Origin of the sequence: Wolbachia endosymbiont of Howardula sp., assembly GCF_025021925.1 — a bacterium.
Lineage (GTDB): Bacteria > Pseudomonadota > Alphaproteobacteria > Rickettsiales > Anaplasmataceae > Wolbachia.
The window spans coordinates 86542-109684 of sequence record NZ_CP092368.1 but is presented as its reverse complement, the minus strand read 5'-3'; the positions used below and the strand labels follow the sequence as shown (position 1 = coordinate 109684).

The window sequence follows — 23143 nt, the reverse complement described above, 5'->3', positions numbered from 1 at the left end:
AAGATAAAATATAGCCATATAATATTATTAATAGCAATATATATATAACATATTCTACCATACATTCTGAGTTTTTAAGATTTTAATAATATCATTATATTATTAAAATTCTTTTAATCTTTCAATTCAACATATTCATAAAATCACTTTCCTGTAATTTCTTCTGATCTACTTTACTCAGTTTATATATCATAGAACGCATTTGCGTATACTGTTTGAGCAAAAGATTAATATCTGACATTTTTGTACCAGAGCCTTGTACAATCCTCATCCTTCTTTTTGTATTCAAGATATTAGGATTAAATTTTTCTTCTCTAGTCATTGATCTGATAATAGATATATATTTTTTTACTGTAATATTATCTAATGCTCCTTTTGGATTAATTCTTTTTGTTAAAGATCCAGGCATAAATTTGATTATATTATTAATTCCATCCATTTTATTAACAGTTGTTAATATTCTCATAAGATCATTAAAATCGAATTTACCCTTTTGTACTCTCTTTTGTATCTTATCAATTTCCTCTTGCCCAACAATTTCAGTAGCTTTTTCTACTAATGAAACAATATCGCCCATATCAAGTATACGATTTGCAATCCTTTCAGGATAAAAATCCTCAAGTGAACTTAATTTTTCACCGCAAGAAATAAACTTAATAGGACATTTAGTCATCATCTTCATAGAAAGAGCAACACCACCTCTAGAATCACCGTCAATACGTGTTAGAATAATTCCAGTGAGATCCAATATTTTATTAAAAGATTTTGCTATATTGATAGCATCTTGTCCTATCATAGCATCTGCTATTAACAAGATTTCTGTAGGTCTAGTGATATCTTTGATATCTTTTAATTCCTGCATCATTTCATGATCAATATGTAATCTACCTGCTGTATCTAGAATTATTATGTCATACTTCTCTTTTTTTGCTAATTCTATTGCTCTTCTTGCAATCTCACATGGAGTTTCATTAATGATGTGCGATAAAGTATGTACATCAATCTGTTTGCCTATTAATTCAAGTTGAGTATGAGCAGCTGGTCTATATATATCTAAAGATATAAGCATGACTTTTTTCTTTTGTTGTTTTAGTTTTAGGGCTAACTTACCTGAAATAGTTGTTTTTCCTGAACCTTGTATACCAACTAACATAATAATAGTGAGTTTTTTTTCATGAATCTTTAAATTACTTTTTTCTGATCCAAGTGTCATCACTAAATTATCATAAACAATTTTTATAATCGCTTGTACTGGAGATACTTGTTTTATTATTTGTTCTCCAATGACTTTATCTTTAATATTACTGATAAATATTTTTATTACTTCTAATGCAACATCAGCTTCAATCAATGCTACACGTATTTCACGTATTGCTAGATTGAATTGATTTTCAGAAATGATAGAATTGCCTTTAATCTTGCTAAAGATAGCGTTTAAACTTGTAGTTAATGATTGAAACATAGTAATACTAATAAAATACTCATTAAAAAGAGAGAGGTAGAAATCACAAAGCTTATTGAATGATAACCAAATATTTCTATCAGTCGATACATAATAGTATTATGTAAATGAATGACTAATTCAATCAAGATATTCATATTGAGAGTATATTGTGCTTTTATTCTTAAGATCCATCTCTTGATGAAAGATTGAAGATAATGCAAAACGCATGACTTTAATATCCAATCAATATCTCTTTTTATACTTATTCTAGGGTAGAATAACTTATGCATAGGAATAAACAATAAAGTAAAACACAAAATTACAATCAATTGAAAAAGAACATTATTTTTATAATATATTAAATCTAATATTACAGATTGATTATAAAGTAATATATAGGGATTTCCTCCTATTATACAACAAATTGATAAAATCACCATAGGGATGGTACTCCATATAGAGTTTTTATTATATATTTTCATTAAAGGTAGAAATATATTATTGCGAATAAATAGATAATAAATAAATTTAACCCCAACGCTTAAATAAAGCAATAAATTGAGACATTTTTGTAAATATGATAGCATAATAGTGTTAGAAGGTATGAACTCTGATGTATATGATTTAATAATAAAACCTGCAGTACCAGGACATCCCACCATTGTCAATATTGCAATTAGTGCGCATATTCCTTCTACTGATATTATTGATATTGATATAGCATTTAAATTTTCTTCTTTTTTCTGTGCTATAATTGAATGTGCAACAGAAGTCAGCAATAATTGATATATCATAGAAATTATGATATTCCATATCAATAATGGAATTACATATAGTGAGTCTTTCAGTAGACTATATGTGAGAAGTAACATTCCTATTTGTCCTACTATATTATAGGCAAATAGTCTACGAATGTTTCTTTCAATAGCAGCGAAGATGATACCATATATTGCAGTGACGATACCCAAAAATGCTAATATTTCATTATGCATATGCAATGTATTTGCAGTATGCAGTATTAATACTAAGAAAGAAGCTTTAGTAGTGAAGAAAGCAAGATATGCTGAACCATGTAATGATGCAGCAGTATATGCATCAGCAACCCAAAAAGAAAAGGGTAAACAAGCACAATTGATTAATAGACCAATATTGATCATAGTAAAGCTATGAGATGCCAATCCTATTGTTAGTATTATCCCACTAAAAAAGTGTAGACATGCATATCTTACAGCAGAATTATTATCTTTATTAGATGGATATGCAATAATAAAAAATGCACTGAGAGCCATCAACTCACAAAACACTATAATAAAGATCATGTTTGTAGATGCTATCATGCATAACGTACTTATAGTATATGCAAAGAAAGAGATTAATTCGAAAAGAGTGAGATTGATAATTGATAATACAATTAAAAATGCACCCAATAGAAAGGCTAATAGAATGATCTGTATGGAAAAATCTAGATTGATAATTGCGAGATGTGGATAGATAATTTTAGTATCTGAATAATCACATAATATCAGTATTGATGTTATTAATATAGTCAGTAAAAGTAATAATAAGAATTTATACACTAATCTCAGAATACTACAGTAATATACTATATGCTATCTCAATATATGTAAAAAATCAACTTGTACACGAAGATCAAGAATTCTCTGTTATATGACTACTTACTATCAGTGCATTATATGCAATATCACAAAAACCCTCATGATCATATAACTAATAAATTGTGTTTAGTGAATATCAGTAGGAGTACCCGCTGGACCCATGAGAATAACTTGTTCACCTACTTGAAAAAGTTTACAGATATTTGTAGAACCTCCAGTATCTAATACTATAGTTGATATAGTACCTTTATCTCTATCAGAAGAAATGCCAGTTACCGCTACTCCTTCCATAGTCAGAGTTGTATTATATCTTTTAGTCATATAAGATGCAAAATTCTGCAATCTAAAAAATTGTCCAGGTTGAAAATTTTTTGTGGCAAGTGGTGCTCTAATCACTATTTCCATGATCTTATCTGTTAAATATTTAACTGTGATTATCTGTGAGATAAATTGTTTTTTGATTCTGTGAAAAAATGCTTTATTCATACGAGAAATTATATTTGGACATATGATGTCTTGTGTGATTTGAGATTGTAAATCTTCCTTTTGATATAACTTATGCATTAAGAGTTGCGTGATGATAGGATAACCATTCTTTGCACTTGCCATTGCTTTGACAACACTACCATGATATCCTGGATGCAGATCTCCAAAAAAGCTAATTGCTTTATTCTCTTGTTTATATACTAAGATTCTGTCTTGATGTTCTGTTTTAGGAGAAAAGTTGGGCGCTATCTCATTACCTAAGGAATCTAAATGTATAAAATATCCATTATTCACTTTAAAGTGTTGCTTATCTTCATTTGCAATCACTGTATTTGGTTCAGTGCCTACTGCTATTAAAATAGAACGTGCCTTTATATATTTTATGGTCTGAGATTTTGTATCTTTTAACTTTAATAACTTAGCATGATTATATTTATCTGTGATGATTTCAAGAGGTTCTAAGTTTTCAATAAAATAAATTCCTTCTAGTAATGCATGATTTAGTTCTGCGCTATTTACTCTATAGCTTGGTGAATCTTGTAACTCTTTCCTATATATTACTTTTACTCCACCTAAACTTTGTATTAACTCTAATATTTTTATCTCTCTACCTTCATTATTTGCTGTTTCTTGTTCTAAATGAATTAAATTTGCATGTGATATAAATTCATTTGCAATAATATGTTCTTCTTCTGTCCAATCTCTTTCTACATAATCTATACCATACTTACTTACTAAGAGATTATAACGCATAAGAAATTTTCTTACTTGTACTGGATAATAGGCTAAAGCTTCAGTTGCAGTATCAATTGCAGTAAGTCCTCCACCTATTACAACTATTGGTATACGAATCTGTAAGTTCACTATTGAATCAAATTTCATTGCTCCTATGAGTTGTAACGACATCAGAAAGTCAGATGCCATGCGTACCCCACGTGCTAATATATTTTTTATTTTTATAATTTTAGGTCTTCCTGATCCAAGCGCTAAGGCAATATGGTCAAATCCTAAATTAAAACTATCTGTAACAGTGATAGAACTACCAAAACGAATACCACCATACATTGCAAAATTTGTACGTCTAGTAAGTAATAATCTTATAATTTTAAGATAATTCTTATCCCATCTCGATGTAATACCATATTCTGATACTCCACCAAATCCATCTGCTATACGTGTACTTAACTGTTCATAGTGAAAATCTTTAATTAGTTGTTTTGTATCTATTAAAGGTTCAATTTTTAGCCCATCAATTGCCACAACGTTATGCCCATCATTGAGCAAATGATGGGCTAAGTTAAAACCTGATGGTCCAAGACCGACAATGAGGACGTTTTTTCCAGTATCACTTTTTGGTATAGTACGTTGAAAATTCAAAGGGTTCCATCGACTTAGTAAAGAATAGATTTCAAATCCATATGGTAGATTCAAGACATCATCTAATACTCTTGTTTCAATCATCGGTACATTTACAGGTTCTTGTCTTTGATATATGCAAGAATTCATACAATCATTACATATTCTATATCCAGTAGCTGCACATAATGGATTATCAATCATCACAATTGCAAGACTTGCAATACTATATCCTAAGCTTTTTGCTAGATTCATTTCTGATATTTTTTGTTCTAATGGACAACCATGTAATTCAACATCTAAAATAGATTTTTTAAATATTCTATTCTGATCGAAGAAACCATGAGAACAACTATCTTTGTTTTGTTTATGACAATGTATACAATAATGAGTATTTTCTAATATTTCATCTAAAGATGGTTTCTGACTTGTAAGATTAAAACCTTGTCTTCTTGTTGGGCGAGATGAATATATTATGTCAATATCATCTATTTGCTTTTTATCATATGAGATAAGATTCTTATGATTAAGAATCTTCTTTGTGCTAAATAATATACTCTGTTGATATTTTACTCTCCAGGCTGCATATTGTGCAGCAAGATCTAATTCTGCTTTATGATGTTCTTTATTTTGTAACCAAGACATTACCTGATGTGCAAACGTCATATCTGTGATTGGTATAATAAAAAAATGACTTAATCTTGTGACAACATCATCAAAATTTATATTGATGATGTTAGTATATTTTTTTAATGCATAACGATGTATGAATAATCTTTTACATTGATATATAGATACAAAGTCTTTATGGTTTTTTGTCAATTGCTCTATTTGCATGTCAATCTTAAAAAGTTTTGCAATAAAAGCATCAAGTAAGTATGCAAGCTCTAAGATCACATTGCTGTAATTTTTAATTTTCGATATTGGATGTGATTGAAAATGTATGCATTGTCTAATTTCAACTAATAAGTGAAATAACTGATTGTTATAGACTTGAACATAATTTAAGAATATTTTATCTAATTCTATTAACCCATGACGGGTATATAGATTAGAAAATGAAATATTAAAATCTATTTGCATTGTACTATATTATTATAGCGAGATATTATGTAACATTGCTATAATCTTTGCTTCCGTCACTTTTTTGTTATTCACATATGCTACGCACTCAAATTTATAAGCTCCTAAACGTGCATTTATAATATTAGATTGCAGTACAAGACTATCTCCGGGAATCACAGGAGTTCTAAATTTTGCTTTTTCAATAGACATGAAGTAAAGAACTTGCTCTTTACTTGTTATATGATTCTGATTATTCATCATGCATATTGCAGATGCCTGAGCTAGAGCTTCAATGATTAAGACACCTGGCATTATTGGATAACCAGGAAAATGTCCAATAAAAAACTGCTCATTAAACGTGACGTTTTTGAGTGCTATAATACTCTTAGTAGGCTTACATTCTATCACCTTATCTACTAGTAGAAATGGATAAGTATGAGGAATAATTTTTATTATTTCATTGATATTTAATTTCATGATTTATTTATAAGATAATTCTTTTATTTCTCTTGTAACGCAAAGTCCTGTAATTCATTATTTATTTTTTTTAATATTTTATCTGATAAATCTACTGATTGTGCAGAGAATAAAACTTGATTTTTCTTTGAAATAAATAGCACTAAAGACAAATCATGCTTTTTAGCTTCTATCATAGCTAATTCCTTGAGTTTATAAAATATTTGATCTAATGACTCTCTGTATCTTTGTTCTATATATGCAATTTTTTTAGTGTATTCCTCTTTAATCTTAGTAGCGTAATGATTAAATTGATCTGTTTTTTCCTTTTGAGCGCTTTCTGAGAGTAGTTCAAATTCATCTTGTAATGGTTTGATTTTTTCTATTTCATCATCAAATTCTTGTTGTAATTCAGAACTTCTTTCTTTTATTTGATGATGAATTTTTTGTAAAATGAGGGATTCATTAATGATTTTATCACTATCAATAATAGCAGTGTTGGTATTGTATAAACAGTCAGAGTGATGATAAAAAGAATGATAGATAGCAAATAGAGAAAGAAATAAAGCAATTAATGATATAAAGAGATTGACGTTTTTCATTCAGATTCCTGATTCAATAGAAAATTTAATATTATGTGATGATATGATATCATAAGATGTCTTTAGTATAGGAAAACCAAAATCTAATCTTAACCTTCCAAATGGAGATGGTAATGAAATTCCAAAACCTGGTGCAATTCTCATGAGTTTGCTATCATTATATTCATGTTGATACTTTTTATCTATATAATCTAAACCAAAAAGTGTTGCATAGTCAATAAAGAATGATCCCTTAACACCTATTTTTGATAAATAGGTTAACAATGGAAAATCTACTTGTTGTGTTAAATTGAAATACGTTTTACCTCCTAATGCGGTGTGATCGCTATCTTTCATTCTAGGACCAATTCCAGTATGTTCAAAACCTCTAATCTCATTACCACCTTTAAAAAAGTATTGAGTTACGTGTAATGCTTGATCTGTATAAGAAAAAATATGCCCTGCCTCTACTTTAAAACGAATATTTATATCATTTGCAATTTTTCTAAAAATAGAATGAGTATAAAAAGATAGCAATTCAGATTTGAGGAATGTAATATTTCCTCCAAGTCCTGCAATATCTTGATGTACACGAAATAAATAACCTTTTTTTGGAACAAATGGATTATCTAAGGTACTATAGAGTAATGTATATCCTATTGATGAAATAATATTTTGATTATATTGCTCATGCACTTTTTGAGTGTATTGACTATTTTGTTGAGAATTATTTAATACATTTATCAGATTCAACCTATAAGAATAATGTAATAAATTAGTAAAGTGTTCTGTTATTAAATATGATAATTGTGTTGAAAATCCTATATCATAACTACTAAAATCGGTATTTAATTTATCTTGTATCTTGCAAAAGAGACCTATTCCTAACTTGGTATGCGAATCATTAAAATGATATTTAGATATTTTAATATCAGTTAAAAATGCGTGTTGATTTTTTTCAAGTGAAAATTCTAATTCCTTACCAGTACCAAATAAGTTATGATCTTTAAAATTTGTTTTAACAAACATGCCATCAGGCATAGATATACCTCCTGTTAAAGAAAATACAGAAGTATTTTTTTCTTTTACATTGACATTCAGATCAATCCAGGCATCATGTTCAATAATATTATCTATCTGTACCATTTCAAATAAATTGCTCTCCATAAGAGAATCATGGATTTGTTTAATAGTAAATATATTATATGGATCTCCTACAGAAACAGGAATCTTACTTCTTATTACTTGATCAAAAGTACGCTCATTGCCAGTAATGATAATTTGATTTATATAAGATTTCTGATTAGTGATTATCTTATATACTATATCTATCTTATTATCTCGTTCTACATATTCTGGTTTAATTTGTGCAAATACATATCCATTTTGATGCAAATAACTATTCATTTTTTCTACTGTGTGAGTAATGTGCAGTTTATTAAAAATATCATTGTTTTTTTCTGTTATAAGTTTCATGAGGTTCTTTTTAAGATCGAGATTCTGTACCTCAATATTAATATTTCCAAATAAATATTGTGACCCTTCATCAATGAGAAAAGTTAATACTATGTGATGATTACGATCTACTTCAGCAATATACTGAATATTGTTTCTGAGATATCCATTTTCAAGATAAAAAGATTCTATTAAGTGTTTTTGTATTTCTATTTTTTTAGAAGAATAATAATTGTCTTTTTGAAAAATAATATAAAATAACTTACTAAATACATTATTATCTTGTAGATTCATCACTTGTGTTAATTGATCTCTAGAAAAATTTTTATTACCTATATATTTGATATCTAGAATCCTCGATGATATTCCTTCTTGTATTGTAACAGAGATATCAATCATATTATTGTCAAGTGTATTGATTTCGTATACAATTTTTACATTGAGCTTGCCATATTCTCTATAGCGAGCAGATATATTTAATAAATCTTGTTGTAATCTTGTATTATTGAATATCATAAACGGTTGTGATTTTATCACATTCTCCATTATAATATTATTATTTAAGGTGTGATTACCCTTAAAGTTAATGTTATTGATGAGAGGATTTTCTTGTATCTTGATGATCAAATTATGATGATCATCGATATAAGCTGTGACATTTGCAAATAACTGTGTGTTATATAGACGTTTAATAATCGTATTGATATCAGAATGAGTGATTTCACTATTTTGAGCACATGTGACATACATATCTATTGTTTGGTTGCTGATTCGTTGATTGCCTAGATATTTGATTTCTTGTATATAGATTGTGCTTTGAGTGTCTAAAGCATCTAAGATAGATGGTAAAAAAAGGATAATCATTATTATATAGAATAACTTGATCATCTTTCTCTCACAAGAGATGTCTAATATCATTCACAATTGCTATGATCATTAATAAGAATAAAAGATATGCACCGCAATATGATGCGAATTTTTGATATTTTCGATTTAATTCTCTACGTATCAATATTTCTAAAATATAATGAAATAAATGTCCACCATCTAACATAGGTATTGGAAATATATTAATTATTGCTAAATTAGCAGAAAGTATTGCCATAAAATATATAACTGTCAGACCACCTAACTTGGCCGATTGTACTGAATATTGTACAATTTTAATTGGACCACCTATTTCATTTATATTACCATTACCAGTAATAATCTGCACAAGAGATTGAATTGTTAAAGACATGGTATAGTAAGTCTGTCTGATTGATAAAATAACAGATTTCAATACAGAATATTGTTTTATACTATCTATATTAACCGATGTAATTCCTATAGTAGTTCTTTCTATTTTGTTCCCAATAATATCTCTATCTATTACTGTCGATGGATTAAGAATTGTTGTATATTGGTCATGACCTCTTCTATATTTAATTTCCATATAAGCATTCGGATAAAAAGTGATCATGCGTGTAATATCTTCAAAGTATTTGATTTGTGATTTATTAATTTGAAGAATAGTATCACCTGGCAATAATCCAGCTTTTTCTGCTGGACTATCTATGACGATAGTGTTTATTACAGGTGGGGTAATATAATTACCTGAAAGACTAAAAAAGATTGTAAAAAGGAGAACGGAAAATATCATATTTGCACAAGGTCCGGCAAAAACTATTGCTGCTTTTTGATATCTATTTTTTACATTAAATAAATATAATTGGTTATCTGTGTTATATTCTCTATGATAAGTATTCATAAGATTGAAATCATCTAACATCTTAACATATCCACCAAATGGAATCATACTTAATTTCCAACGAGTACCACTGTAATCATTAAATCCAATTATTTCAGGACCAAATCCTATAGAAAAAGAGGCAACTTTGACTTTGCATACTCTTGCCATTATATAATGACCTAATTCATGTATCAAAATTACACAAGAGATAATGAAGAAAACTGATAAACAGCAAAATGTGACATTGCCACAGTAACTCATTATATGAGAAATCAACACTATTTGTACATTAGATTTTAATAAAATCTTTAGTATATTAGTATCTCATATACTTGACAAGTATTTAATTAATCATATTTATTCATTAATAGTATTAATTATTAAAATGAATAATATATCTTTACTAAGAAAAAAATTGCTATATAGAAGCTCTCATAGAGGATGCAAGGAAACTGATATTATTCTTGGAGCTTTTGCATTAAAGTTTATCAATTCTTTTTCCTTCTCTGAACTCATACGATATGAAAAGATCGTTGATCTTGATGATGATATACTGTATTTTTATATAAATCATTACGCAAGCCTGCCTACTCACTTAGATCGAGGCATGATCAGAGCTATTATTCATTTTGTTGTTGAAAACATTCATTGAATGATATAGAACAAGATTTTCTAATAAGAGGATAACAATGATGTTAATAATCTACTTATTAGAGATGTATAAGGATTATTTGACAGATAATAATATGTTATATTTCGCCATATCATATACTTCTACTTCTATTTTTTCTGATATAGAGAATTTTCTATTGCCAGGTATTCGGTCTTGAGTAATAAAAAGGGTGATTTCATCATCTACTTCAACAACTATCCCATTCTCTTCAATTCTTGTAACAGTGACATATAATCTATCTCCCATACGTACTTTTTTTATTAGCTCTTCAAGAGGATCATATTCTATTTGTTTAATTCCTAGATAAATTTTTGTACGATGTATATTTACTCTTATCACTTTTACTGATAAAGTATCACCAATATTATATTTTTTAATCTCATCTGAACTATTTTTAGACCAAGTTAAATCTTGCGCATATATTATACCTTCTACGTTATGATCTATTGTATCATCAAGAAATCGTACTGATATATATGATCCAGTATTATTCTTTACTTGAGTAGAAAGAATAGATCCAGGAGGATATTTAGAGATACATACTTCCCAAGGATTTGACAAACATCTTTTTATACTGAGACTCATTCTATTTTTTGTAATATCAATACTAAGGATTTTGACAGATACTTCTTGTCCTCGAGTCATGATATGATTTAATGGTAAATTACTTTTAATCCAAGATATTTCTGAGGAATGTACTAAACCTTCAATGCCAGGTCTTAATTCAACAAATATTCCATAATCTTCTATACTTGTTACATAACCTTTATGAGTACTATCAATTGGATATTGCAATTCTTCATTTTGCCATGGATTCTCTTCTAATTGCTTGACACCTAACGATACTTTTGAATTTTCTTTATCTATTTTTATAATTTTGACTTTTATAGTCTGACCATACGTGAAAACTGCTGATGGATGACTAATCCTACTCCATGATATATCTGTGATATGTAGTAACCCATCTATTACTCCTACTATATCTGATTCATGTATACCCACAAATACACCATAATGTGTGATACTTTTTATTTTACCTTCTACTATATCTCCTTCTTTGAGAGAATTTAAAAACTTAATTTTTTCACCTAAGTGCAATTTTTCTAAGACCATTTTTCGTGATACTACAATATTGCCTTGTTTTTTATCCATTTTTAATATAATAAACTTCTGTACAGTATCTAGTAAAAACCTCATGTCTTTTATTTGCTTTAAATCTACATGACTAAGCGGTAAAAAAGCACTGATACTATCACCAAGATCTACAATAAAGCCACATTTAATTGCACGCTTCATCACTCCACTGATTTCATGTTTTAAAAGTGCATCTTCTTCTAATTTTTGCCATTTTTCTTCTCTAATTGCTTTCTCACGACTCAATACTACATTACCATGATAATCTTCAATTCTTTCGATATAAACTTTAATTTTAGCACCAATTATTATTATATCATTGCAATGCATTTCTTTAATAGGAATTCTACCGTCAGATTTTAACCCAATATCAATGACAACATCGTTTATATTAATTCGCGCAATAATACCTTCTACTATATCTCCTTCTTTAATTTTATTAATATAAGAGTCTTCACAGAATACTTTATCCTGATAATCAAATTGTATTTGATTAATCTCTCCTATAAATCTATTTGAGGATAATCTCTTGATAGTGGTTGATAAACACTTGCCAGATGAATTGTTATCACTAGTTTCTTGTAGCATCTCTTTAAATACTCTAATTATAGTGATAGTATAATATCTTACTAGTGATTTACAAGTATTTATTCTTGACAATATCAGTGCTGAGAGTGTCTAGCATATACAATCCTGCTGATTATCAGAAACAAAAAAATATTAAAAGTTTATCGCGTGAGATTAAAAATTAGAAAATATAATTTAGCTTATCATAGAGATAATTCTGTTATAATTTGGTAATGCTTTGATATCTCCTATTGCTGCTAAAGTAATATGTTTTGCTTGTAATAGCAACTTTTCAGCTGATTGTTTTACTTCATGCACGTTAATCATACTGATTTTGTTTATTAACTCTTGTTTAGTAATATATGTATTATATTGACTATAATAATAACTTAACGATGTAGCACGAGAACTGACAGATTCACGTGACATCAAAATTTGGGATATCATTCTTGCTTTTGCTCTCTTTATCTCTTCTTCTTTCAAATTTGAAGATATGATTTTTAATTCTAGTATTATAGATTCTAATAATTGATTTACATGTGAGTGATCTGTACTAGCAAAGATAGAAAAGATTCCTGTATCAGCATAACTAGCATGAAATGAATATATAGAATATGCTAGTCCCTGCCTTTCTCTAATAGATTGAAATAATCGTGATGACATACCATTTCCTAATACACAATCAAGTACTTGTAGTGCATAATATTGATTATCATATCTAGAAACACCAGGAAAACCCATCATCAGATATATTTGATCTAATACACGATGTTCCATATATTCACCACCTATATATCTTGTATGACTTCTTTTATTTATTCTTTGATAAGATATTTGTGATAACAGTTTTTCTGTAAGAATTACAAGCTCCTCATGTGTAATATTACCTGCAGCTGCAAATATGATATTCTTTCCATAGTAATGCTGATCCATATAATCGGTGAGATCTGTTCTAGTAAATGATTTTATACTATCTTGTGTACCTAATATAGGTTTACCAAATGCTTGATTTGGATATGCTACTTCAAAATATTTATCAAAAATAATATCGTTAATTGAGTCATTAGTCTGGAAAATTTCTTGTATTATTACAGATTTTTCACGCTCTAATTCATCTGGTGGAAAAGTAGAATTCATGAGTATGTCTATGAGAATATCAATAGCAATCATGATATCTTGCTTGAGCACCTTTGCATAATACATGGTACTTTCTCTGTCAGTGCTTGCATTGAAGACACCTCCTATATTATCAAATGCTTGTGCAATTTCAAGAGCAGTCTTTGTTTTTGTCCCTTTAAAAGCCATATGTTCTAAAAAATGAGATATACCATACTGAGATATACTCTCATCTCTACTGCCAACACCTAAATGTATATTAAATGCTACAGAATTTACATGTGGCATATAATCAGTGACAATACGGATTCCATTGTCTAATGTTGTGATTGTAGGTTCGATCATACTTCTAATTTATAGATTGCGCTTTAAGTTCTCTTCTACAAAATCCCAATTTATTAATTTCTCGAGAAAAATTTTGATATAGTCGATTCTACGATTCTGAAAATCTAAATAGTAAGCATGTTCCCAAACATCCATATTCAGTAGTGGTATTTGAGCATGAGTAAATGGTAAATCTGCATTTAAGGATTTGGTTATTTTGAGTTTACCATTTTCAAGAATTAACCATACCCATCCACTACCAAATTGGTTTATACCATACGTATAAAATAATTCATAAAATTGTTGAAAGCCTCCCAGATCATCTCTAATTTTTTTTGCTATTATACTATCATCTTGTGGTTGACCGCCTCCATTTTTCTTCATTGAAGTCCAATAAAAAGAATGATTCCAAACTTGTGCTGCATTATTAAATATATTCACTTGATCTCTATTAGAGTAAACCTTTGTAATCAATTCTTGAATATCAGTAAAATATTGATAATCGGTGTGCTCAATAAGAGAATTGAGTTTATTTAAATAACCCTTATGATGTTGATTATAATGTATATCTAAGGTAGTTGAATAAATATAAGGTTCTAAACTATCTTTATTATATGGTAAATCAGGTATAACAAAACTCATATAATCTCCAAATGAATTCTCTAAAAAATCTTCTGTAATCTACAATATAGCATATCATATATTAAAGTAATATATATTATTTACAATATATCGTATATTATTTTTGAATATAATTCACTGATTGAAATAATATCTCAATATTTCAGGAATTCATATTGAAGTTATCTTTCTATTTGTGCACTTAAATCATGATTATAAAATAAAATTCTTTATTTTTTTACACTTTCAGTATATTCACAAATTTAGTATCTTTATATAATTGAATATTTTGTACATATAATCTTTCTTATGTTAAACGCACAATGTATTAATAGTGACAATATAGAGTTTATAGAAGAAATGTATGCTCGTTACTTGCAAAATGATCACTCAATAGGAGATGATTGGTATCAACTCTTTCATACAAATTTAGATATTTTGCAAGAAATAAATAGAGAAAATGATATTAAAATCAGTGAAGTACATAATACTCTTCATGATACTAGCTCACATGTTGCAGATTTATTCAGATCATATGGTCACTTTTTTGCAGATCTGAATCCTTTAAAGACAAATAATCAACAAGAGATCAATTTTGAAAAATATTCCAATCTCCTGATCAGTCAGGTAAATACTACAATGTATCGTAATATTTACTGTACAAATATAGGTTTTGAGTTCATGTACATTACGTCTTACGCAGAAAGAATATGGTTACAAAGAAAAATTGAACATCAAAATAATATATTGAATGCACAAGATCAAAAAGAAATACTAAAACACATTATTGAATCAGAATTATTTGAGCAATTTCTTCATATAAAATTTCCTGGATATAAAAGATTTTCACTTGAAGGAGGAGAATCCACAATTGTTGCAATTGAAAAGATTATTAGTGATGCTGCTGGTATATATGATATTGAAGAAATAGTATTCTGTATGCCTCATAGAGGTAGGCTGAATGTGATTACCAAGGTTATAGGCAAAGAATATCACGCAATTTTTTCTGAATTCCAAGGTGCTTTATCATATCCTTCATACCTTGATATTTCTGGTGATGTTAAATATCATATGGGCTATTCTTCTGATAGAATACTTATAAATGGACAAAAAATACATTTGAGTTTATGTTCTAATCCATCTCATCTTGAAGCTATTACCCCTGTTCTCGCTGGAAGAATCAGAGCAAAACAAAACACAAGATCTGTGCTAGGTGTTGCAATCCATGGAGATGCTGCATTTACAGGCCAAGGAGTAGTTGCTGAAACTTTTACTTTAAGTCATCTTAATGGATATAACGTGAATGGTATAATTCATATTATAATTAATAATCAGATAGGTTTTACTGCTAATCCGTGTTGTACACGCTCCTCTTTTTATTGCACTGATATTGCAAAATCTATCGAAATCCCTGTATTTCATGTTAATGGAGATAAACCAGAATCTGTGAGTATTGTGATAGGTATCGCAATGGAATACAGAGCTAAATTTAAAAAAGATGTGATCATTGATATCATATGTTATCGCAGACATGGACATAATGAAGGAGATGAACCGCATTTTACTCAACCAATGATATATCAATTGATATCAAAACATCAGTCACTCGCTGAATCATATGCACAATTTTTAATATCAAAACATATATTAAATTCTCAAGAAATCAATAAATTACAAAGTAATTTTAGAGCACAGTTAGATAAAAGTTTCTTGCATTCAAAATTATATACTGCAGTCAAAGCTGAATGCTTTGAAGGTCACTGGTCACAATTAAGAAAAGTAAAAGTACATGATTTAAGAGAATATTATACAGATTCTGGTGTTTTGCCTCTCAAACTACAACAATTATACTTGGAAATGAATAATAATATTCCAAAATACTTTAATATTCATGCTAAAGTCAAAAAAATGCTTGAAGAAAGAGTGAAGCGTGTGAATTCTGGCATGAATATAGACTGGGCAACAGCTGAAAGTTTGACATTTGCATCCTTACTGACAGAAGGAATTCCAGTAAGATTATCCGGACAAGATTCAAGTCGTGGTACTTTTTCTCATCGTCATGCTAAAATTATTGATCAAGTCACAGAAGAAGTATTTATTCCATTGAATAATATTAATAATACACAGTCATATTTTGAAGTAATAGATAGTCCATTATCAGAATACGCTGTCATGGGTTTTGAATATGGATATAGTATTGATTCTCCTTATTCACTAGTTATGTGGGAAGGTCAATTTGGAGATTTTGCAAATGGTGCACAAATTATTATAGATCAATTTATCTCATCCGCAGAAACAAAGTGGTTACGATCAAGTGGTTTAGTATTATTATTACCTCATGGTTATGAAGGTCAAGGACCAGAGCATAGTTCAGCACATCTCGAGAGGTTTTTGCAACTATGTGCAGAAAGTAATTTGCAAGTCGTGAACTGCTCAACACCCGCAAATTACTTTCATGTATTACGTAGACAAATTTACAGAGACTTTCGTAGTCCTTTAATTATATTGACACCTAAGTCTTTGTTAAGACATAAACAAGCAGTCTCTAATTTATCAGATTTTACAGGTCAATTTCTGACAATGATATCAGACAGTCGCGCTGGTTTAGTATCAGATCATGATATACAAATTGTGATATTATGTAGTGGTAAAGCTTATTATGATGTATTGTCTTCTTATAGCATGCGTAATGATATTACAATAATACGTATAGAGCAATTATACCCATTACCTGTAGATAAAATCAGTGATGAGTTAGTGAGATACAAAAATGCTGAGATAATATGGTATCAAGAAGAACCTCAAAATATGGGTGGATGGATTTTTATCAATACATTAATAGAAGATATATTATCTAATCTTGATATACATGCAAAAAAACTCAAGTATATTGGCAGACCTGCTGCAGCATCTCCTGCATGTGGATCTTTTGTGATACATGCTAATCAGCAAGAACAAATTATCAAGCAAATTATTCTTTAAAGAGAGCATTTATGTTACAATCTGCAATTCCATTTGCATCTTTATTTTATTCACTCAATGAATTAAAAACATAATATATAATTACGCGCTATCTACCAGATGATCCAAATCCTCCTTCATTACGAGAAGTTTTATTTATTAATAAATCATCTATCCAAGTATTCCATACTATCCTATGTATAGCAGTGATAATCAACTGTGCAATTCTATCTCCTCTTTTTATTTTGTATGGTTGTTGACTAAGATTAATAAGACATATCTTGATTTCACCTCGATAGTCAGAATCTATAGTACCAGGGGCATTTAGAATGGTAATTCCATATCTCAAAGCAAGGCCAGAACGTGGTCTGATTTGTCCTTCATAACCTTGTGGGATGGCAATTATTATGCCAGTAGGTACAAGTAATCTTTCAAATGGCATAATAGTAATAGAAGTATCTACCGCTGCTGAAATATCCATACCAGCACTCTGTGTAGTAGCATAGTACGGTGTTGCTATTCCTTCAGCGTGTGATAACTTTTTTATCTGTATTTCCATTTTAGTATTTTTATAGTGTCTCTACGTGTGTATCGTTTACTGATAGTATAACATATTAATCACTAAATCTTCGTTGATTTAGTGATAAGTCATCCAATATTGATATACTAGAATTATCTTGAGTAAAGACATCAAGCATAATATTAGGAATACTCCCATCAACTATGTGTACAATTCCAGCACATGTCTCAGCCATTTTAGCATATGCCATTAATTGTGTAATAAATTTCTTTCCTGTAATTCTACCACAATGGATTGATGCATTCAACTGTTTCGTTAAGACTATTTTATCAACAATCTTATTTATTTCTTCATATTGATCACTAAAAATAATCATTTTAGATGCAGAAACTGCAATTGCAATTGCACTAGCAATAGTATCAGCATCAATATGAAATGTCTCGCCATTTTTACCATGAGCAATCGGCGCAATGACAGGAATAAAATCTGATTCTTCAACAAAAAATAATATATCTGGATTGATTTCAATAGGCTTACCAATAAATCCCATATCTAATATCTTGTCGATATTATCTGCATTACTTGCTGTTAAAGTAGTACTTATTTTATCTGCTTTTATTAAATTTCCATCTTTACCACATATACCAATAGCTGTACCACCAGCAGTATTAATCTGTTGCACAATTTTTTTATTTACTGATCCACATAATGCCATTTCAATAATTTTAATTGTCTCTTGATCTGTCAATCTTATATCATTGATAAATTGATTCTTCATGCCCAATATTTTGAGTACAGAGTTAATTTCATCTTCTCCTTCATGTACTATTATAGGATGAATTCCAAGTTGTTTTAATAATACAATATTCTGAACAAAAGAATTCAAAATAGCTTCATCTGAGATTGTAATATTACCACATTTAATGATAAAAGTGTCACCTATGAAATATGTAATATTAGATAATACTTCGAGCAGTATATCTGATTTCTGTGTAAAGGATATTTTGTTATTTAACAATTCACTTCTCTGCATCTTTTATTTTGTAAACTTAAAAAAATCTTTTCGTACTTTATCTACGTTAAGTGTCAAATGAATATTTATATGATAAATTGTAATACTTGAATTATTAATCCACTTGCGTGTATGATCTATAATGGCATCTAGTTCTATATGACTAATTTGATCTGTTTTTGTGAGCACAACATTAAATGTAATATTATGATATAGTAGCCAATAAACAAAGTTCTTGTCTATGTCTTTTAATCCTATTCTACTATCTATTAATACAAATATTCTTCTGAGTGTTCTTCCATGATTGAGATAGTACTTAATTAATTGTAGTGATTTATTAATTGCTGTTTTACTTAAATTAGCATATCCATATCCTGGAAGATCAACAATTCTAAATTGATCATTATACATTGAATAAAAATTAATTTGTTGTGTACATCCAGGTTTAGAGGAAACTCTTGCAGCTTTCTTACTATTTATTAGTAAATTGATGAGACTAGATTTGCCTACATTTGATCTACCAACAAATGCAATCTCTGGACACAATATCTTTGGGAGAGAGTGAATATCTGAGATACCAAATACAAAATTGCAATGCTCTGTTATTTTTCGTGTAAACATGTGCTATGACAAAAAATTAAATCACTCACTATCAGTATATATTTTATTGCTTGATATAAGAAATTTTTTCTTTCAGAATGTTATGAATGAATAAGAATATTATGGTATATCACTAATATGGATATAGAAAATCATTTACGTGACTTAAAAAAAAAATTTTATGATATACAAAATGATTTAGAACATTCTACTACTTTGAATCATAAAGAATTTATTCATCTATCTAAGATAGTTGCTGAACTCACTCCTATAATTAATAGGATTAATGAATATCAGTTATTACAAGAACATATTGTAGACTTAACAGCTCTAATACGAGATCATAATACTGAAGATAATATAAAAGAATTAGCAAAAGAAGAGCTTTATGAAAAACAAAAAGTATTACTACCGCAAGTGAAATCTCATTTAGAGAGAGCATTATTACCAAAAGATCAAGATGATACAAAAAATGCTATATTGGAAATAAGAGCAGGGACAGGAGGAGTAGAAGCATCATTATTTGTAACAATTTTATTACGTATGTACCAAAAATATGCAGAAATTAGAAAATGGACATTTGAATTGATTAATATTACACATACAGGAATAGGTGGATATAAAGAAGTATCTGCATTAATCAATGGAACAGAAGTATTTGCAAGATTGAAATTTGAGTCAGGGGTACATAGAATACAAAGAGTACCGGAAACTGAATCATCAGGGAGATTACATACTTCTACAGCTACTGTTGCGATTCTACCTTCAGTAGAAGAGTTTGACTTTAAGATAGCAGAAAAAGATCTGCGCATAGATGTATATAAATCCAGCGGTCCTGGAGGACAATCAGTAAATACAACTGATAGTGCTGTGCGTATTACTCATATTCCAACAGGTACAGTAGTAGTACAACAAGATGAAAAATCACAACATAAAAATAAAGCTAAAGCGCTCAAAGTATTAAGATCTAGACTGTATGAAATCGAACGACAAAAAAAAATTATAGCAAGAGCTACAATGCGAAAACATCAGATTGGATCTGGAGATCGTTCGGAACGAATCCGAACATATAATTTTCCTCAATCACGAGTTACGGATCATAGAATTTCTCTTACTTCACATAGATTAGAGCAAATTGTAAAAGGAGGAGAATTAGATGAGTTTATTGAATTATTAATTTCAGATTCTGAAATATCATTAATGGTTGGAGATATCGTATAAATTCATATTTATATACTACCAAATATAAGTATTTTGAGAGTTACATTTATAATATGATATAGATCTTATCTCAGATGATTGAATTTTTGTTAATCTATAGAATGTCTTTGTTCAATTTGATATATAATATTTTCAAAGTGATCGAACTCTAAGCTTGCACTTCCAATTAACACTCCTGATATACTTGAGATCTCTAGTACCTTTTTTATAGATTGTCTATTAACAGCCCCGCCATATATGATGGATTTTGTCCCTGTATAAGATATTATCATATCAAGAGTTTTGGTAATTGATGCAATATTAGGCATAGATCCTGTTCCTATGATCCATATGGGTTCATATGCTATAGTATATTCACCATATGTAGGTAAACGATTGTTACATTGAGATTCTATGATATACTTGATGTTCTCACTTCTATGTTCCTCTAAGTTCTCTCCTATGCAAATAATAGGATGCACATGACATGCTATAGCAGTTTCAGCTTTAAGTCTAATGTCTCGATCTTGCTCATACATTCTTTCTGAATGTCCCACTATTACATAAGTACAGCCTAGTTCTTGCAACATTTGTACACTAATTTCACCTGTATAAGAACCAGAATATTCATAATGACAATTTTGCGCTCCTATATAAACATTCTTCTGCACATTGATCACATCTAGCAATGCAGTAAATGGAGGACATATGACTATACGAGAGGTAATACTCTGATTGATATTGTTAAGTTGTGCGATATATTTAGTAAAAGATTTGCGTGTACCATGCATCTTCCAGTTAGCAACTATCAAAAAAGACATATTATTGACTTTACAATATAATAAGTATATAATATAAATAGCACTCTTAACTATTAGGATACATCCTAAGATTAGGCTTCTTGTATGCCGGCTGTCGGATTTGAACTGACAACCTACTGATTACAAGTCAGTTGCTCTACCAATTGAGCTAAGCCGGCTAAAGCTCAAATTATAATTATATAATATATTATAGTCAATTGATTTTTCTGATAACTGAACACTGCATGTGAGAGCATAGTATGAGAAGAGTATTATTCAAGCATAAAAGGAATTTAGGACAACATTTTATTGTTTCTGATGAAGTAATAAAAAAAATGATTATTATATCTGGTACTTTAGAGCATTTTAATATCATTGAAATTGGTCCTGGATATGGAGCCTTAACAAGAGAAATTCTTAAGCATAATCCAAAATCTTTATTGGCTGTAGAAAAAGACAGTAGTTTCATTAAATTTCATTCACATTTGCTCAATACATATAAATCAAAATATAGAATAATAGAAGCAGATGCATTATATCTTGCAGAAGAAACACTAATATCTCCACCAATTAAATTAATTGCTAATCTTCCATATAATATATCAGTTATGTTGTGTATAAAGTGGTTACATAAGATCAAATATTTTACTAGTTTGATATTAATTTTACAACAAGAGGTAGTAGAACGTCTCGTAGCGCAACCTAATTCTAGGTATTACGGATTTTTATCAATTATCAGCCAGTTATTATGTAATATCAAAAAAGAGTTTGATATTTTACCTACAGACTTTTATCCTATCCCAAAAGTACATTCTGCAGCGATTACGTTAAATGTCTTACCTATTCAAAGATATGAAGTCAACTTAGACTCTTTAATTAAAATTACTAATATCATTTTTACACAAAGAAGAAAGATGATCAGAAAAATATTACAAGGTATAACAAATCATGTCAATGTAGTACTTGACAATACTCAATTAAGCGGTTTAGAACGTCCAGCAAGTTTAACTATCGAACAACTTTGTATATTAACGAATAATTTAAGCAGTATGATATAATTATATTACTTTAAACCTTAAATATCTTTTGGTACTATAAAATATCCATTGTTATGTTGTGCATTAGATAATATATCCTCTTTGGTATTATCATAATATACAATATCATCTTGTATGTAATATTCCGTATCTATACTACCATATCGCATAGGTGTAATCTTTTCAGTGTTGACCTGCAATAAAGTATTATGAATCCAATCTAACATTGTTAGTTCTTTTGAATAATACTCAATTTCTTCATTTGATAACTTAATTCTTACAAGATGTGCAATTTTTAACATATCATTTTGAGTAATTGTGACTTTTCTATTGTTCACAAATTCTATTAAAGAACTTATAATATCCTCTGTTGTCTTGTTTGACATA

19 protein-coding genes and 1 tRNA gene are annotated in these 23143 nt (G+C 29.0%); 4 read left to right on the top strand and 16 right to left on the bottom strand.

The annotated features are described in order from the left end of the window. Positions 1 to 121: 121 nt before the first annotated feature. The 7 genes from ffh to rseP all read right to left on the bottom strand — a co-directional run bounded on the left by ffh (position 122) and on the right by rseP (position 10359). Positions 122 to 1462 (bottom strand): signal recognition particle protein, encoded by a 1341-nt coding sequence (ffh, locus tag MC061_RS00510; protein ID WP_259536005.1) that lies wholly within the window; start codon positions 1460 to 1462, stop codon positions 122 to 124. Then, positions 1447 to 3021 carry a proton-conducting transporter transmembrane domain-containing protein gene (locus tag MC061_RS00505; protein ID WP_259536003.1) on the bottom strand — a complete coding sequence of 525 codons (1575 nt, stop codon included), beginning with the start codon at positions 3019 to 3021 and terminating at the stop codon, positions 1447 to 1449. Before MC061_RS00505 ends, ffh begins: the two co-directional genes overlap by 16 nt. 165 nt (positions 3022 to 3186) lie before the next feature. After that, entirely contained in the window at positions 3187 to 5985 is a 2799-nt protein-coding gene (locus MC061_RS00500) for an FAD-dependent oxidoreductase (RefSeq protein WP_259536001.1), read from the bottom strand. A gap of 12 nt (positions 5986 to 5997) precedes the next feature. Then, on the bottom strand, positions 5998 to 6444 hold the full coding sequence (gene fabZ / locus MC061_RS00495) for a 3-hydroxyacyl-ACP dehydratase FabZ (RefSeq protein ID WP_259535999.1): 447 nt from the start codon (positions 6442 to 6444) through the stop codon (positions 5998 to 6000). A gap of 23 nt (positions 6445 to 6467) precedes the next feature. Continuing rightward, positions 6468 to 7025, bottom strand: a complete 558-nt coding sequence (locus MC061_RS00490; protein ID WP_259535996.1) for an OmpH family outer membrane protein — start codon at positions 7023 to 7025, stop codon at positions 6468 to 6470. After that, positions 7026 to 9323, bottom strand: a complete 2298-nt coding sequence (gene bamA, locus MC061_RS00485; RefSeq protein ID WP_259535994.1) for an outer membrane protein assembly factor BamA — start codon at positions 9321 to 9323, stop codon at positions 7026 to 7028. 31 nt (positions 9324 to 9354) lie between these two features. Further along, a complete protein-coding gene (rseP, locus tag MC061_RS00480) occupies positions 9355 to 10359 on the bottom strand; it encodes an RIP metalloprotease RseP (protein ID WP_259535991.1) in 1005 nt (334 codons plus the stop codon). A gap of 217 nt (positions 10360 to 10576) precedes the next feature. On the opposite strand from rseP, the gene MC061_RS00475 reads away from it, so the two are divergent. After that, positions 10577 to 10843, top strand: a complete 267-nt coding sequence (locus MC061_RS00475; protein ID WP_259535989.1) for a succinate dehydrogenase assembly factor 2 — start codon at positions 10577 to 10579, stop codon at positions 10841 to 10843. Positions 10844 to 10918: 75 nt separating this feature from the next. On the opposite strand, the gene MC061_RS00470 is transcribed toward MC061_RS00475, so the two are convergent. The 3 genes from MC061_RS00470 to MC061_RS00460 form a co-directional block, all read right to left on the bottom strand. Then, complete coding sequence (locus tag MC061_RS00470; RefSeq protein WP_259535987.1) at positions 10919 to 12586, bottom strand: 30S ribosomal protein S1; 1668 nt, start codon at positions 12584 to 12586, stop codon at positions 10919 to 10921. Positions 12587 to 12760: 174 nt separating this feature from the next. After that, positions 12761 to 14026 (bottom strand): M16 family metallopeptidase, encoded by a 1266-nt coding sequence (locus MC061_RS00465; protein ID WP_259535985.1) that lies wholly within the window; start codon positions 14024 to 14026, stop codon positions 12761 to 12763. A 9-nt stretch (positions 14027 to 14035) separates the two neighbouring features. Next, complete coding sequence (locus MC061_RS00460) at positions 14036 to 14647, bottom strand: superoxide dismutase (RefSeq protein ID WP_259535983.1); 612 nt, start codon at positions 14645 to 14647, stop codon at positions 14036 to 14038. A 288-nt stretch (positions 14648 to 14935) separates the two neighbouring features. On the opposite strand from MC061_RS00460, the gene MC061_RS00455 reads away from it, so the two are divergent. Continuing rightward, positions 14936 to 17608 carry a 2-oxoglutarate dehydrogenase E1 component gene (locus MC061_RS00455; RefSeq protein ID WP_259535982.1) on the top strand — a complete coding sequence of 891 codons (2673 nt, stop codon included), beginning with the start codon at positions 14936 to 14938 and terminating at the stop codon, positions 17606 to 17608. Positions 17609 to 17696: 88 nt separating this feature from the next. Here the strand turns inward: MC061_RS00455 and dut are convergent, their stop codons facing one another. Genes dut through yihA form a run of 3 tightly spaced genes read right to left on the bottom strand, consistent with a single transcriptional unit; the run spans position 17697 to position 19740 of the window. Further along, a complete protein-coding gene (dut, locus tag MC061_RS00450; protein ID WP_259535980.1) occupies positions 17697 to 18146 on the bottom strand; it encodes a dUTP diphosphatase in 450 nt (149 codons plus the stop codon). A 55-nt stretch (positions 18147 to 18201) separates the two neighbouring features. Then, the gene (argB, locus tag MC061_RS00445; RefSeq protein WP_259535978.1) at positions 18202 to 19140 is read right to left on the bottom strand and encodes an acetylglutamate kinase; all 939 of its coding nucleotides are present in this window, start codon (positions 19138 to 19140) and stop codon (positions 18202 to 18204) included. 3 nt (positions 19141 to 19143) lie between these two features. Continuing rightward, positions 19144 to 19740 carry a ribosome biogenesis GTP-binding protein YihA/YsxC gene (yihA, locus tag MC061_RS00440; RefSeq protein ID WP_259535975.1) on the bottom strand — a complete coding sequence of 199 codons (597 nt, stop codon included), beginning with the start codon at positions 19738 to 19740 and terminating at the stop codon, positions 19144 to 19146. A 117-nt stretch (positions 19741 to 19857) separates the two neighbouring features. On the opposite strand from yihA, the gene prfA reads away from it, so the two are divergent. Further along, positions 19858 to 20940 carry a peptide chain release factor 1 gene (gene prfA, locus MC061_RS00435; protein WP_259535973.1) on the top strand — a complete coding sequence of 361 codons (1083 nt, stop codon included), beginning with the start codon at positions 19858 to 19860 and terminating at the stop codon, positions 20938 to 20940. Positions 20941 to 21029: 89 nt separating this feature from the next. Here prfA and MC061_RS00430 read toward each other — a convergent pair whose 3' ends face one another. Both MC061_RS00430 and MC061_RS00425 read right to left on the bottom strand, forming a co-directional pair. After that, complete coding sequence (locus MC061_RS00430) at positions 21030 to 21740, bottom strand: triosephosphate isomerase (protein WP_259535971.1); 711 nt, start codon at positions 21738 to 21740, stop codon at positions 21030 to 21032. A gap of 85 nt (positions 21741 to 21825) precedes the next feature. Further along, positions 21826 to 21898: transfer RNA gene (locus tag MC061_RS00425), tRNA-Thr, on the bottom strand. An 81-nt stretch (positions 21899 to 21979) separates the two neighbouring features. Between MC061_RS00425 and rsmA the strand changes: the two genes are divergently transcribed. After that, positions 21980 to 22777 carry a 16S rRNA (adenine(1518)-N(6)/adenine(1519)-N(6))-dimethyltransferase RsmA gene (gene rsmA, locus MC061_RS00420; RefSeq protein WP_259535969.1) on the top strand — a complete coding sequence of 266 codons (798 nt, stop codon included), beginning with the start codon at positions 21980 to 21982 and terminating at the stop codon, positions 22775 to 22777. 17 nt (positions 22778 to 22794) lie between these two features. Here the strand turns inward: rsmA and MC061_RS00415 are convergent, their stop codons facing one another. After that, a complete protein-coding gene (locus MC061_RS00415; protein WP_259535967.1) occupies positions 22795 to 23142 on the bottom strand; it encodes an Asp-tRNA(Asn)/Glu-tRNA(Gln) amidotransferase subunit GatC in 348 nt (115 codons plus the stop codon). Position 23143: the final 1 nt, after the last annotated feature.